The 13,216-nt window shown below is 66.0% G+C and carries 11 protein-coding genes; 6 read left to right on the plus strand and 5 right to left on the minus strand.

Annotated features, from left to right (window positions below; translation table 11 throughout):
* Window positions 1-268: 268 nt before the first annotated feature.
* On the minus strand, window positions 269-1,042 hold the full coding sequence (locus tag NJT13_RS13385) for an IclR family transcriptional regulator (protein WP_254522135.1): 774 nt from the start codon (window positions 1,040-1,042) through the stop codon (window positions 269-271).
* Window positions 1,043-1,236: 194 nt separating this feature from the next.
* On the opposite strand from NJT13_RS13385, the gene NJT13_RS13390 reads away from it, so the two are divergent.
* Both NJT13_RS13390 and NJT13_RS13395 read left to right on the plus strand, forming a co-directional pair.
* Entirely contained in the window at window positions 1,237-2,433 is a 1,197-nt protein-coding gene (locus NJT13_RS13390; protein WP_254522136.1) for an acyl-CoA dehydrogenase family protein, read from the plus strand.
* A 9-nt stretch (window positions 2,434-2,442) separates the two neighbouring features.
* On the plus strand, window positions 2,443-3,441 hold the full coding sequence (locus tag NJT13_RS13395) for an MBL fold metallo-hydrolase (RefSeq protein WP_254522138.1): 999 nt from the start codon (window positions 2,443-2,445) through the stop codon (window positions 3,439-3,441).
* Here the strand turns inward: NJT13_RS13395 and NJT13_RS13400 are convergent.
* From NJT13_RS13400 to NJT13_RS13410, 3 genes are all read right to left on the minus strand, one after another.
* Window positions 3,414-4,403 carry a TIGR03617 family F420-dependent LLM class oxidoreductase gene (locus tag NJT13_RS13400; protein WP_254522141.1) on the minus strand — a complete coding sequence of 330 codons (990 nt, stop codon included), beginning with the start codon at window positions 4,401-4,403 and terminating at the stop codon, window positions 3,414-3,416. The two genes, NJT13_RS13395 and NJT13_RS13400, sit on opposite strands and share 28 nt — an antisense overlap.
* A gap of 132 nt (window positions 4,404-4,535) precedes the next feature.
* On the minus strand, window positions 4,536-5,474 hold the full coding sequence (locus NJT13_RS13405; protein WP_254522143.1) for a D-2-hydroxyacid dehydrogenase: 939 nt from the start codon (window positions 5,472-5,474) through the stop codon (window positions 4,536-4,538).
* 3 nt (window positions 5,475-5,477) lie between these two features.
* The gene (locus NJT13_RS13410; RefSeq protein WP_254522144.1) at window positions 5,478-7,052 is read right to left on the minus strand and encodes a class I adenylate-forming enzyme family protein; all 1,575 of its coding nucleotides are present in this window, start codon (window positions 7,050-7,052) and stop codon (window positions 5,478-5,480) included.
* A gap of 310 nt (window positions 7,053-7,362) precedes the next feature.
* On the opposite strand from NJT13_RS13410, the gene NJT13_RS13415 reads away from it, so the two are divergent.
* Both NJT13_RS13415 and NJT13_RS13420 read left to right on the plus strand, forming a co-directional pair.
* Window positions 7,363-8,511, plus strand: coding sequence for an acetyl-CoA acetyltransferase (locus NJT13_RS13415; RefSeq protein WP_254522145.1), 1,149 nt, complete (start codon window positions 7,363-7,365; stop codon window positions 8,509-8,511).
* Window positions 8,508-8,933, plus strand: a complete 426-nt coding sequence (locus tag NJT13_RS13420; protein ID WP_254522146.1) for a Zn-ribbon domain-containing OB-fold protein — start codon at window positions 8,508-8,510, stop codon at window positions 8,931-8,933. Before NJT13_RS13415 ends, NJT13_RS13420 begins: the two co-directional genes overlap by 4 nt.
* 78 nt (window positions 8,934-9,011) lie before the next feature.
* Here NJT13_RS13420 and NJT13_RS13425 read toward each other — a convergent pair whose 3' ends face one another.
* The gene (locus NJT13_RS13425) at window positions 9,012-10,004 is read right to left on the minus strand and encodes an FAS1-like dehydratase domain-containing protein (RefSeq protein WP_254522147.1); all 993 of its coding nucleotides are present in this window, start codon (window positions 10,002-10,004) and stop codon (window positions 9,012-9,014) included.
* A gap of 464 nt (window positions 10,005-10,468) precedes the next feature.
* Between NJT13_RS13425 and NJT13_RS13430 the strand changes: the two genes are divergently transcribed.
* Both NJT13_RS13430 and NJT13_RS13435 read left to right on the plus strand, forming a co-directional pair.
* Window positions 10,469-11,236, plus strand: coding sequence for an SDR family NAD(P)-dependent oxidoreductase (locus NJT13_RS13430; RefSeq protein WP_254522149.1), 768 nt, complete (start codon window positions 10,469-10,471; stop codon window positions 11,234-11,236).
* A 245-nt stretch (window positions 11,237-11,481) separates the two neighbouring features.
* Window positions 11,482-13,056 (plus strand): class I adenylate-forming enzyme family protein, encoded by a 1,575-nt coding sequence (locus NJT13_RS13435; RefSeq protein ID WP_254522151.1) that lies wholly within the window; start codon window positions 11,482-11,484, stop codon window positions 13,054-13,056.
* The last annotated feature ends 160 nt before the right edge of the window (window positions 13,057-13,216 follow it).

The following is a 13,216-nucleotide window of genomic DNA, read 5'->3' on the forward strand; positions in this document are numbered from 1 at the left end:
AAAACTATATATTATCGGAAAACCTCAATTCCATACATTAGCATTCGAGTGGGTTCGTGGTCGATGACACCGTCTTTCACTCCGATCCCCTTCTCACCCAATAATTACAATCATATGATTGTAAGTCAGCTCGGTCCCACGCGTCAGCGGGACGCCGGCAGCCGGGCGCGCCGGGAATCGCTCGGGACGCAACTCGTCCGGTTCCCCGTAATTTCGATCCGTCTCGGTCGGACCTCGTCGTTCGTTTCTGTTCACTCTGGTCGAACAGCTACGAGAACATTATATTCACTTCGATCGTGTTCGCCGTCGACAACAATCGGTTGCAGAGATCGTTCTCCTTCCGTTCGTTCTCGAGTCGGTGTTCCGGTCCGGAGACGGTGACGGCGCCGTGGACTGTGCCGTCGTTGCCCAGAATTGGTGCGCCGATGGCACTGATCCCGGGCAGGTACTCCCCCCGACTGTACGCGACACCGTCGTCGTGAACCGCGTCGAGTTCGTCGAAGAGCGCCTCCCGGCCGGTGATCGTCTCGTCGGTGAAGGCGGGCAGTCCCCACCTGTCGATGATCCATTCGACCCGCTCGTCGGGAAGGTGTGCAAGCATGGCTTTGCCGCCGGCCGAGATGTGGAGGTACGTGTGGGTTCCGATATCTATGTCGCTCGTGAACGACTGACTCCCCCCGCTGACGTTGATGACCGTCCCGAGCCCGTTCTGGTGTGTTGAACAGAGGACTCGTTCCCCCACTTCCGCCGAGAGTTCCGCGATCGGCGTGTCCGACGCAGCGTACAGCGGTTCGGCGTGTTTGACGTGCTCCCCGAAAGAAAGGAACCGGAGGCTCAATCGGTATTCGTCGCCTTCCTGTACGACGTACCCCTTCGAGCGCAGCGTCGACAGGTGGGCGTGGACCGTACTCTTCGGGAGTCCGGTTCGCTCGGTGAGTTCCGTCACTCCGGCACCTTCGGCCTGCCACAGTGCCTCGAGAACGTCGAGCGTTTTGACCACTGCTTCAATCCGCTTCCCACCGTTCGCGTCCGATGCTGTCATACTTTACATTCTATGAAACGAAGTAAAACTGTTCCGTTCTGCTGAACGCAGATTCTGACCGAAAAAATCCATCTCTTTTTTATTCCCGGGTTGCAACCCTCGAATCGGCCGATCCGAGCGGAATCGATCTTATCGTGCTCATTGAAAGTTAGTAACACGGTAACGCTTAAGTGATACGTTATATGAGATATGCTATGGACTTCAGCGAACCGTCCGAAGCCGTGCAAATCAAGAAAGCGCTCGACGAGTTCATCGATCAGGAAGTCGCGCCCCTCGAGAACGAGTACGATCAGTTCCTCGGCGCGGACTACGAGAAAAACATCGTCGACGACAACCATCGGCAGGTCCCCGAGTACCGCAACATCGTCGAACAGATCAGAAAGAAGTCCGTCGAGGCGGGCTTCTACGGGATGACGATGCCCGAAGAGGTCGGCGGCGGTGACGTCGACATTCTCACCCGGGCGATCGTCGGTGAACACATGTCCAACCGCCCGCCGGGCTTCCACAGCGCCATCTTCGGTGGTGCCGGCGGTCCGACGCCGATCCTGCTCGCGTGCGACGAGCGCCAGCGAGAGGAGTACCTCCAACCGCTGATGGACGGCGAGATCACGACGTGCTTTGCGCTGACCGAACCGGGCCACGGCAGCGACGCACATCACATGGACACGAGAGCCGAAAAGGACGGCGACGAGTGGGTGATAAACGGACAGAAGGTCTATATCACGAACGGCCCGTACGCGGACTTCGCGATGGTGTTCGCTCGCACCAGCGGCGAGGACGGTGACCTCGGCGGTATCACGTGCTTCCTCGTCGAGGACGACACCCCCGGATTCGAGGTCGGAACGATCCACCGCGCGATGGGGATGACCCCCGGAACGCACGCCGAATTACACTTCGACGACTGCCGCGTCGACGAGGAGCAGGTCCTCGGCGAGGTCGATCATGGATTCCAGTCCGCGATGGACTGGATCGGTGGCGGTCGGATCAACATCGCCGCGGGTGCAGTGGGGACCGCTCAGTTCCTCCTCGATATGTCGGTAGAGTACGCCCGCAGCCGGGAGACGTTCGGCAAACCGATCGGCCATCGGCAGGGCATCTCGTTCCAGTTGGCCGAACTCGCAACGGACATCGAACAGGTCCGCCAACTGTACCGCTACGCCGCGTGGAAGATGGACAACGGCGAGCGCGCCCGGAAGGAGGAATCGATGGCGAAGCTTCGCGGGGCCCAGCTCGCCAACGACGCGGCGGACATCGCGATGCAGGTTCACGGCGGTGCCGGCTTCATGAAGGATCTCCCCATCGAGCGGAACTACAGATCGGCTCGCGTCTTCCGCATCTTCGAGGGGACCGACGAAATTCAGCGACGGACGATCGCCCGGGAACTCATCTGAGTGGCGACGATGGACGATTCGACGGAGCACGGGGCGACCGCCGCCACGACGCAGGTTTCGCGCCTCGACTTCGACATCGAGTGGCCGCCGAAACACGCCGCGGCGTACCTCGTAGACGGGGCCGCCCCGGTCCTGATCGACTGCGGCGATCCGCAGGAACGCGCCGAAACGACGATCCGAGACGGACTGGCCGAGACGGGGAACGCGCCCGAGGACGTGGCGGCCGTCGTCGTCACCCACCCCCACAGCGACCACATCGGCCAGGTCCCGCTCATGCGCGAGGCCGGCGCGACCGTGTACGCTCCCCGTCCGGTGCTCGAGCAACTCGAACGCGACGAGGAGGATCTCGCGGAGGGGGTCCGCGACGTCGGCCGGTCCGCGGGCTACCGCGGTGAGGCAATCGAGCGCGAGGTCGAACGGGCGCAATCGTCCCTGCGTCGCAACCGCCGCTTGCTCGCGCCCGACGACGCGGTGGCATTCGAATTCGGCGAGCCGTTTTCCGTCGCGGGCGGCGAGTTCGAGGCCGTCCACACGCCCGGCCATCAGATCCACCACGCGGGCCTGCTAACCGATCTAGACGGCGAACGCGTCCTGTTCAGCGGCGACGCGCTCATCGAGCCGTTCCGGCCCGGCGCGATCCACGTCGGCATCGACTACGGGGCCTACGACGCGGTCGACGCGTTCCACCGCTCTATGGACCGGCTCGAGGGCCGATCCGTCGATCGCGTCTACCCCGGCCACGGCCCGGTCTTCACCGGCTACGACGGCGCAATCGAGAGCACCCGTGCCGCTCTCGAGGCTCTCACGGGCGACACCTTCGAAGCGGTCACGGGCGTCGGCCCCGCCACGCCGATGGAGATCACCCGCTACCGCTCGGGCGAGGTCCGGTATCCGGCGCAGTTGCTCGACACCCTCGGCGCCCTCGGCACGCTCGAGGGTCGCGGTCGAATCCAGTACAAAGAGCGAGACGGCGTCCGCTATTATTCGGTCATGAAAGCCTCGCCGTGATCTACGGGGAGGACGATGCGGTCGGCGATCCCGCCGTAGACGTCCTCGGCCTGCGCGAGTAATTCGTCCGGCGGCGCCTCGATGGCGAACGCCGACACCATCTCGTCGGTGATCAACTCGGTCATCTCGTCCCAGCGCTGTTCTTTCGAGAGATCGTGCAGTTCCTCGCCGACGGACCGCCAGCCGTGGTGGTCGAGGACGTCGTGGTACGTCCGGGTGCTCCCGTAGAAGGCGATGCGCCGCTTTACTTCCGCGCGAGTCCGTTCGCGCTCCTCGTCCGTTTCTCCCGTCACGACGAACGGACTCGCCGAAAGCGACACGTCCTCGAGCGATCGATCTCCGCGGTCGGCCCCCTCCGCGACGGTCGGGGCGATGACCTCGTCGGTGTAGTCGGGGGTGTTGAACACGTGCATCGCCAACCCGTCGCAGCGTTCGCCCGCGAGCCGGATGTTGTACTCGTTGACGCCGGCGATGTAGATCGGGACGTCGGGATGCTCGATCGGCCCCGGATTGAAGTTCTCGGTCATGAGCGAAAACGAGTAGTGATCGCCCTGGTAGTCGAGGTCCGTCTCACCCCGGAAGACGTCGAAAATGTGCTGGAGCGATTCGACGACCTCGCGAAGTCGCGGGCCGGGCGACTCCCAGTCCACGCTGAACCGGCGTTCGTTGTGGCCCTTGACCTGCGTGCCGAGTCCGAGGACGAAGCGGCCGTCCGAATACCGCGCGAGGTCCCAGGCCGTGTAGGCGAGCGCCATCGGACTGCGAGTGAACGAGAGGGCGATGCGCGTGCCTTGCTGGATTTCGTCGGTTCGGTCCGCGATCAGCGGATGCGGGAGAAACGCGTCGTTGTCCATCTCCGGTGTCCAGACGCCGTCGAATCCCAGTTCTTCTGCGCGCGCGGCCATCGCGCCGGAGTCGGTCGACAGTCCGGGCACCATCGCGTCGATGCGAAGATCTGACATACGTACTGATCGACCGGCCGACCCTTCAATCTATGGACGAGTTTCGGGTCGTCGACGAAAAACGGCCCCCGACGACCGACTTCCACCCTCCTCGCGGCCGTCACTCTCCTCGCGTCGATTCTCGAACGTTCCTCACACGACCCGGTTCTCGAGGTCCTCACCCGCACGGAAGCGGTCGTAGTTTCGGCCGAAGACGTCCGCACAGCGCTCCCAGTAGTGGGGCGTGCTGCCCGCCATATGGGGCGTGACGAGGACGTCGTCGCGGTCCCACAGCGACGACCCCTCGGGCAGCGGTTCCTCCGCGAAGACGTCCAGTGCCGCACCGCCGATCTCGTCGGCCTCGAGCGCGTCGACGAGCGCGTCCTGGTCGACGACCGCGCCACGCGCGACGTTGACCAGCACCGCGTCCTCGGGCAGCGTCGCGAGCGCGTCGGCGTCGATCAGGCCCCGCGTCGCGTCGGTCAACGGACAGGCGAGCACGAGGTAGTCGCTCTCGGAGCAGACGAACTCGAGTCCGTCGGTTCCGCGCAGTTCGTCGACTCCGTCGGGTGCGTCGGTCGGATCGCGTTTCGTTCCGACCACGCGGGCGTCGAACGTCTGGCAGTAGTCGGCGACCGTCGAGCCGATCGCGCCGACGCCGACGACCCCGACCGTTCGATCGCCGAGTTCGCCAGCCAGGTATCGATCCCACTCCTCGCGGCGTTGCTGTGCGACCGCGCGGTCGAACCGTCGCTCGAAGTAGAGGAGATATCCGAGGACCTGCTGGGCGATCGGCTTCGCGTGGATCCCCGAAACGGACGTCAACGCCACTCCGCGGTCGGAAAGCGCCTGGTAGTCGTAGCCGTCCGTCCCCGCGCTGAGCGCCTGGACCCACTCGAGGTCGTCGGCGGCCGCGAGGACGTCGTCGGGGAGGCGCTGTGTGAGGAGCACGTCGGCGTCGGCGACCGCCGCGAACAGCGCGTCCTCGTCCGCGACGTGCTCGAGGTCGATGTCGGGCCGCCGGTCACGGATCGCCGAGACCAGTCTCGACCCGCCGCCCTCGATGATGTGCGGGCTGACGACGACCGTCACGCCTCACTCGGCCTCCGACTCGTCGCCGTCCTCGAGTTTGTACTTCTGGATCTTCCCCGAGGTCGTCCGCGGGAGTTCGTCGATGAACTCGACCTCGCGCGGGTGTTTGTACGACGCGACGTTGTCGAGGAAGTACTCCTGTATTTCGTCGGCGGTGACGTCGACCCCCGGTTCGACGTTCGGGACGGTGACGACGTAGGCCTTCGGCACCTCGTTGCGCCGCTCGTCGGGAATCCCGACCACCGCTCCCTCCGCGACGGCCTCGTGTTCGGCCAGCAGCTCCTCGAGTTCGCTCGGATAGATGTTGTAGCCGGCGGAGTTGATCATGTGCTTCTTCCGGTCGACGATCTCGTAGTAGTTGTCCGCGTCGCGGCGTGCGACGTCGCCGGTGCGGAAGAAGCCGTCCTCGGTGAACGCCGCCTCGGTGGCCTCGGGCATATCGTGGTAGCCCTTCATGACCTGCGGGCCGCGAACCAGGAGCTCTCCCTCCTCGCCGATATCGACCCGTTCGCCGCTTTCGTCGACGATCTTCGCCTCGGTCATGCGGAGCGGCTGGCCGATCGTCCCGTGTTTCAGGCCGAACGTCGAGCCGCTCTGGGTGTGGGTCGCGCCGTTCGTCTCCGTCAGCCCGTACCCTTCGCTCATCTCGACGCCCGCGGTCTCCTCGAACTCTTTCTGGACGGCGACGGACATCTTCGCGCCGCCTTCGCCGGCCGACTCGAGGCTCGTGAGATCGAACTCGCCGAAGCGCTCGCTGTTGATCATGTCGACGTACATCGCGGTGACGCCGACGTAGTGGGTGATCCCCTCGTCTTCGATCAACGCCATCGCGGTGTCGCCGTCCCAGTTGGCCGCGCTCCGGAGGTAGACGCTGCCGCCGCGGATCAGCGGTTGCCACGCGGTGTGGGTGAAGCCGGTGATGTGGTACAGCGGGAGCCAGACCAGACTGCGAACGTCCTCGTCGTCGAGTTCGCGTTCCTGAGAGAGGACCGCGAACGTCTGCGCCCGGAAGTTGCGGTGGGTGAGTTCGACTCCTTTCGGTTGCCCGGTGGTACCGGAGGTGTACGGCAGCAACGCCACGTCCTCGTCGTCGCGCTCGACGAACGTTTCCTCGCCGCGAACGTCCTCGAAGGCGAGGGCGTCGTCGGAATCGGTCTCGACCGAAACGACGACCGGGTCCCACCCGATCTCGGCGAGCGCCTCCTCCAGGTACGGCTCCAGCGCGACGTGGGTGAGGACGGCCGCCGCTTCGGTGTCCGTGAGCTGGTACGTCAGTTCGCGTTTGCGGTACTGCGGGTTGACCGGAGAGACGATGGCACCGGCTTTGAACGCGCCGAGCGCACCGATCAGGTACTGCGGACAGTTCGGCAGGTACTGCAACACGACGTCACCGGGTTCGATCCCGAGATCCGCGAATCCACCGGCGACCCGCGAACTCTCGGCCTGGAGGTCCTCGTGGGTCATCGTTTGCCCGTGATATTCGATCGCCTGTGCGTCGCCGTGATGCCGTACCGTCTCGTCGTGCAACCGTGCAACGTTCCCGGCTGTGGCAGCCTCGCTAACACTTGCCAAATCCATGGCCCATGGTATCATGGAATGATATAAAATAGTATCCATGTCCCGGAGACGGCGTCGACATCCCGACCGAACCGGGGACTCCCCGTGGCGGGATTCGTGCGACCGGTGCCGTTGTTTGTTGCGACGCGCTAACGAATTACGCGAGCTGAAACTTCGCGCTCGGCTCCGCGTCACCGATCGGGTACGGGTTCGGATCACTGACCGGCCGACCCGGACGATCACGCGCTGTGGTACCCTCTACCACAAACTATTTGCGTTCAGTTACGATATCGAGAGACGATGACCTGGTTTGCAGGACGGAGGGACACCTGTGGCTGAACCGATCCTGGCGGGCGTCGCCGAGAGCGACCTCGGCGAGACGCCCGACCGAAATTGGCTCGACAACGCGGCGATCGCGACCGTTCGCGCCCTGGACGATGCCGGCTGTACGCTCGCGGAGGTCGACGGCGTCGCCGTCGCCGGCGGCGACGATTACATGCCCGCGCTGATCCTCTCGGAGTACCTCGATCTCGACGAGCCCTCGTTTCTCGAGGGTACCGAAATCGGCGGCTCGTCGTTCGAACACTTCTGTGGCCACGTCCGCGACGCGATGGCCCGCGACGAGGCGGACGTGGTGGTCGTCGCCTACGGGTCGACGAGCAAGACCGGTCCGAGCGACGATCGGTCGCTCGAGGTCACGCACCCGGTCGACGGCTTCGTCCGACCGACGGGGCTGTTCCGGCCGCCGGGGGCGTACGCGATGGCCGCCCGTCGGCACATGCACGAGTACGGCACGACCGAGGAGCAACTCGCCGAGATCGCGGTCTCGACCCGCGAGTGGGCGTCGATGAACCCGAAAGCGGCCCAGCGGGAGCCGATCACCGTCGACGACGTGCTCGAATCCCGGCCGATCGCGGACCCGTTCAACCTGCTCGACTGCTGTCTGGTCTCCGACGGCGGCGGCGCGGTCGTCCTCGTCTCCGAGGAGAAAGCGCGGGACATAGACGTCCCACCGATCGCGGTCGCCGGTGTCGCGTCGACCAGCACGCACCGCCAGGACGTAAGCGAGATGCCGGACATGACGACGACCGGTGCGGCGGTGACGGGACCGAAGGCCTTCGAGCAGGCCGGGATCACGCACGACGACGTCGACGTCGCCGAGATCTACGACTCGTTCACCTACACCGCGCTGGTCACGCTCGAGGATCTCGGCTTCTGCGAGAAAGGCGCCGGCGGCGAGTTCGTGTCGGGCGGAACGACCGCACCGGGCGGCGAGTTGCCGATGAACACCCAGGGCGGCGGTCTCTCGTACTGCCACCCCGGTCACTTCGGCGTGTTCGTCCTCATCGAGGCCGTCCGACAGCTTCGGGGCGACTACACGGGCGACCGTCAGGTCGACGACGCGGCGGTCGCGGTCGCCCACGGCACCGGCGGACTGCTCTCGTCCAGTAGCACGGTCGTGCTACGGAGGGAGGCATGAGCGCGCCCGTCGAGGACCGCCGCGAGGAGTGGGACGGGCCCGTCCCCGTCCCCACCGGTGCGACGGAGCCGTTCTGGGAGGCGACGCTCGAGGGAGCGCTTCGCTACCAGGAGTGCGACTGCGGCAACCGCCAGTTGTACCCGCGAGCGGTTTGCACCGCCTGCGGCGCCGAGGATCCGCCCTTCGAGGAGAGCGAGGGCGTCGGAACGATCTACACCTACACGACGTGCCACGTGCCCGGCGAACCCGGCTTCGGCGATCGGACGCCGTACGTCGTGGGCGCGGTCGAACTGGCGGAAGGCCCCCGATTGCTCGCGCTGATCGACGCGGAGCCGACGGAACTCGCGGTCGGTTCGCCGGTCGCCGTCACCTTCTGGCGAGTCTCCGACGAGGCCGCGATTCCGGTATTCGTGCCGGAATAAGCGCGAGCGGTATTCGGCGCTCGAGTGAGCGCCGCGCTGGCGTTCGTTCAGGGGTATCGCGTGACCGGATTCGCGTTCTTATTCGAGGTGGGCCGTCGCCGTTCCGGTCAGCAGCGTCTCGCCGGTCGTCGTGGTCGCCTCGAGATCCGCCTCGACCGTTCCCGTTTCGGGGTCGACGGCGGCGACCTCGCCGGTCGCGACGACGGTGTCGCCGGGGAACACCCGCGACTGGAATCGGACGCCGAACGAGGTGACGTCCGCGACGTCGAACCAGTTCGTGACCACGCGGGAGGTGATCCCGGCGGTGAACATTCCCTGACCGAAGACGCTCTCGTTGCCCGCGTCCGTGGCGTAGGGCTCGTCGTAGTGGATCGGATTGAAGTCGCCGCTGGCCCCGGCGTACCTGACGAAGTGCTGGCGCTCGAGGTCCTCGACGACGACTCTCGGGCCCGCCTCGCCGACCGCGAGTTCGGCGACGTCCCCGACGCGCTCGAAGTCGTCGGCGGTCGGCGACGGCACGTCCGCCTCGGTCGCGGCGGCGCCGCCGTTCGTCGCGGTATCGGCTGTCTCGCTCCCGTCGTCGTCGACCGCGCCCGAGGTCTCGATCGCGGTCGATCGGTCGGTCAACACGAGGTCGCCGTCCCGATCCCGGTACTCGGTCTCGAGGACGGCGAAGGTCATCGTCCCCGCGCGGGGCCCCTCGCGCTGGAAGACGTCGGCGAGCGTGGTCGTCCCGCAGAGGACGTCGCCGACGGCGACCGGACGCTCGTACTCGTGGGCCTGCTCGCCGTGGAGGACGTACTCCGGTCGAAAGCCCAGATAGAAGCCCTTGCCCTCGACGTCGGCGGGCGTGTACCGCGGGAACCTGCCGACCTGACTGTACGTCAGCGGTGCCGGCCGGCGACCGTGTCCCCGATCCGCGGCGACGCCCTCGTCTCGGAAGACCGGGTCGTCGGCGGTGATCGCGCGTGCGAACTCCTCGACCTTGCCGGGTTCGATGCGAAAGTCTTCGACGGTGACCCGCGAGTCGCCGACCATCGCCTCGAGTTCCTCGAGGGGTCTAGTCGGCATGTCGTCGGCCCTCCGTGGTAACGCCGGCCGATATCACGTTCGCCGTCGCCGTCGCCGTTCGTTCCGTCGTACCGTACCGTCGGTCGGGACTGCGTCCGCCTCTCATCGACACCACGGTTTGGGCACGACCGGCATAACAGTATCTCTCGCGGAACCGGCTCACCGGGGACCGAACGTTCCCGTCGCTTCGCGGCGGACGATCCGTCGACTCGAGGGAGACGACCCCGTCACGCCGCGGCGGACGAGCGTCCCGCGTACGCGGGTCGGCTGATTTTCACCCCCGCTCGCGGGTCGAGACGGTTCGTCCACCCGGTTCGCGGACCGGCCGACGCGTGCTCGTCTTCCGTCCGGTCGAATGGCTTATGTCGTCGCTCGATGAACCGCTACTCGCGAATGTCAGTTAATCTCACGCTTGGGCCGAGAGTACAGGCGACAGGGAACACCGCGACCGCGGAGGGTGACCGATGACGGACCAGTTCAGTGTGAACGGGCAGACGGCGATCGTCACGGGTTCCTCGAGCGGGATCGGAAAGTCGATCGTAGAGCGGTTCGCCGACGACGGCGCGAACGTGGTCGTCACCTCGCGGGAGATGGACAACGTCGCGCCGGTCGCGGACGAGATCAACGACAGCGAACGTCCCGGACGGGCGCTCGCCATCGAGTGCGACGTGACGGACCGCGAGGCGGTCCAGGACATGGTCGCTGCGACCGTCGACGAGTTCGGCGGGCTCGACATCCTGATCAACAATGCGGGCGCGAGCTTCCAGGCCCCGCCGGCCGAGATCAGCGAGAACGGGTGGAAGACCATCGTCGATATCAACCTTCACGGAACGTTCCACTGCTCACAGATCGCCCGCGAACACATGCGCGACGACGGCGGTGGTCGGATCGTCAACATCGCCAGCGTCGCCGGCGTTCGCGGTTCCAAGTCGATGAGCCACTACGGGGCCGCCAAGGCCGGTGTGATCAACTTCACGTCCTCGGCCGCGGCCGACTGGGCCGACGACGATATCTGGGTCAACTGCATCGCGCCCGGCCTCGTCGCGACCGAGGGCGTCCGCTCCCAGATGGGCGTCGAGGACGACGCCGGCGGGATCGACCGTACCACGCCCGATCGGACGATCGGAAAACCCGAGGAAGTCGCCGATCTCGCGCAGTTCCTCGCCAGTCCGGCGTCCTCGTACCTGGTCGGCGAAACGGTGACGATCAAGGGTCTGCCGCGCCTCGAGTAGGGATCGTAGTCGGTGAACCGCTGTCCCCACGGCTCGCCGGACGGCGGCCAGCGAGAACTCGCTGGCCGCGACTTCGCGAGCGGGGTGTGCACTGCCTTTCGACGACTACCAGCGGCCGTCACCGACGGCGAACGGCCGCTGCGGGTTCGGCGACCGCCCCTCGGAACTCTCGCGCGGCGTCCGAATACCGCCCACCGTTACCACCACCCATATATTTTTCATCTTGAACGACAAACGCGGATCACATGGAACTCGACGTCGTCCCCGCAGAGACGCTTTTAGCGTCGCCTTACGACGGCAACGTCGCACATCTGTTGGATCGAGCGGTCGCGGAACACCCCGACACCGTCGCGATCGAACACGCCGGCGAGTCGATCACGTACCGCGAATTCGGCGATCGCGTCGCACGGTTCGCCGGCGGGCTCCGGGAACTCGGCATCGAGGCCGGCGATCGAGTCGGCCTGTACATGCCAAACGGGATCCCGTTCTGTACCGCCGTCTGGGGCTGCTGTCACGCCGGCGTGATCGCGAGTCCGCTCAACCCCGAGTACCGCCGGCGCGAAATCGAATACCAGCTCGATCACGCCGACGCCGAGGCGGTTATCGTCGAAGACGACGCCGAGGACCACGTGCGCGAAGCGGTCGCGACCCTCGAGACCGACATCGTACGCGCGACGACCGAGGGTGAGCACCCGTCGGTGCTCGCACTCGGCGCGGGCCGCGCCGATGCCGCGGTCGTCGATCGGGCGGACGACGACGTCCTCCTCCAGCCGTACACGTCGGGCACGACCGGCCGGCCGAAAGGGGTCCTGCTGACCCACCGCAACTTCCGGGTACAGATCGCACAGAGCGTCTCGAGTTACAGCGCCAGTCCGATCCAGGGCGACGGGATCATCGCCCTGCCGATGTACCACATCACCGGAATGCTCGGGATGATGGCCTCGCTGTGTGCCGGCCGGACGCTGCACCTGCTCAGACCGGATCAGTGGGACCCGGAACTGGTCCTCGAGACGCTCGACGAACACGACGTTCCGGCGTTCACCGGCGTCGCCGCGATGTTCGTGGATCTGCTCGAGGCCCACGACCCCGACGAGTACGACCTGTCGACGCTGGTCCGGGCGGGCCAGGGCGGGGACAAACTGCCGAAACCGACCCAGGAGCGCTTCGAGGAGGCGTTCGACGCTCCGCTCTCGGAGGGATACGGCCTGACGGAGACGACCGCGACGTCACACACGATCCGGTGGTCGTCGCTCGGCAACCGGCCGGGCAGCGTCGGTCAGCCGGTCGGCCACACGCGCTCGAAGGTCGTCGACGAGGAGGGGACCGAACTGGGTCCCGGCGAGGAGGGCGAGATCCTCATCGCCGGCCCGCAGGTCATGAAGGGCTACTACGAGAACCCCGAGGCGAACGAGGCGGCGTTCACCGAGGACGGCTTCTTCCGCACCGGCGACGTCGGCACGCGAGACGAGGACAACTACTACTACATCAAGGGTCGGGAAAAGGAGATGATCCTGACCGCGGGCTACAACGTCTATCCGCGCGAGATCGAAAACCTGCTGTACGAGCATCCGGCCATCCACGAGGCGGCCGTCTTCGGGGTTCCGGACGAGCGCCGCGGCGAGACCGTCGCCGCCGCCATCACGCCGAAAACGGGTGCCGACCTGACCGAAAGCGACGTCGAGGAGTACGTCCTCGGTGAACTCGCTCCGTACAAACACCCGCGGATCGTCGAGATTCGTCGCGACCTTCCCAAGACGGGCAGCGGCAAGATCCGAAAGACGATGTTACGTGACGAGTTTATCGACGAACATGATCTGTGATCGTACCGGGAGACCCTCTCCCACCCCGGCCCGCACGCCGACGGCCGATCGTGGTGCAGGAGCGCCGAGTGGCCCGTTTCGTCCGGTCGGGCGCGTCGACCTGGTCGGGGCGGACCGGCGAGTTCGCTCCCCGTCGCCCGCTCGACCGAAGTCCCTCCGT

The sequence above is a fragment of the Natrinema caseinilyticum genome, assembly GCF_024227435.1.
Lineage (GTDB): Archaea > Halobacteriota > Halobacteria > Halobacteriales > Natrialbaceae > Natrinema > Natrinema caseinilyticum.

Coding starts and splice junctions, on each gene's coding strand:
- NJT13_RS13435 (WP_254522151.1), top strand. CDS start 11,482: ATGGAACTCGACGTCGTCCCCGCAGAGACGCTTTTAGCGTCGCCTTAC.
- NJT13_RS13385 (WP_254522135.1), bottom strand. CDS start 1,042: ATGACAGCATCGGACGCGAACGGTGGGAAGCGGATTGAAGCAGTGGTC.
- NJT13_RS13390 (WP_254522136.1), top strand. CDS start 1,237: ATGGACTTCAGCGAACCGTCCGAAGCCGTGCAAATCAAGAAAGCGCTC.
- NJT13_RS13425 (WP_254522147.1), bottom strand. CDS start 10,004: ATGCCGACTAGACCCCTCGAGGAACTCGAGGCGATGGTCGGCGACTCG.
- NJT13_RS13430 (WP_254522149.1), top strand. CDS start 10,469: ATGACGGACCAGTTCAGTGTGAACGGGCAGACGGCGATCGTCACGGGT.
- NJT13_RS13395 (WP_254522138.1), top strand. CDS start 2,443: ATGGACGATTCGACGGAGCACGGGGCGACCGCCGCCACGACGCAGGTT.
- NJT13_RS13400 (WP_254522141.1), bottom strand. CDS start 4,403: ATGTCAGATCTTCGCATCGACGCGATGGTGCCCGGACTGTCGACCGAC.
- NJT13_RS13420 (WP_254522146.1), top strand. CDS start 8,508: ATGAGCGCGCCCGTCGAGGACCGCCGCGAGGAGTGGGACGGGCCCGTC.
- NJT13_RS13410 (WP_254522144.1), bottom strand. CDS start 7,052: ATGGATTTGGCAAGTGTTAGCGAGGCTGCCACAGCCGGGAACGTTGCA.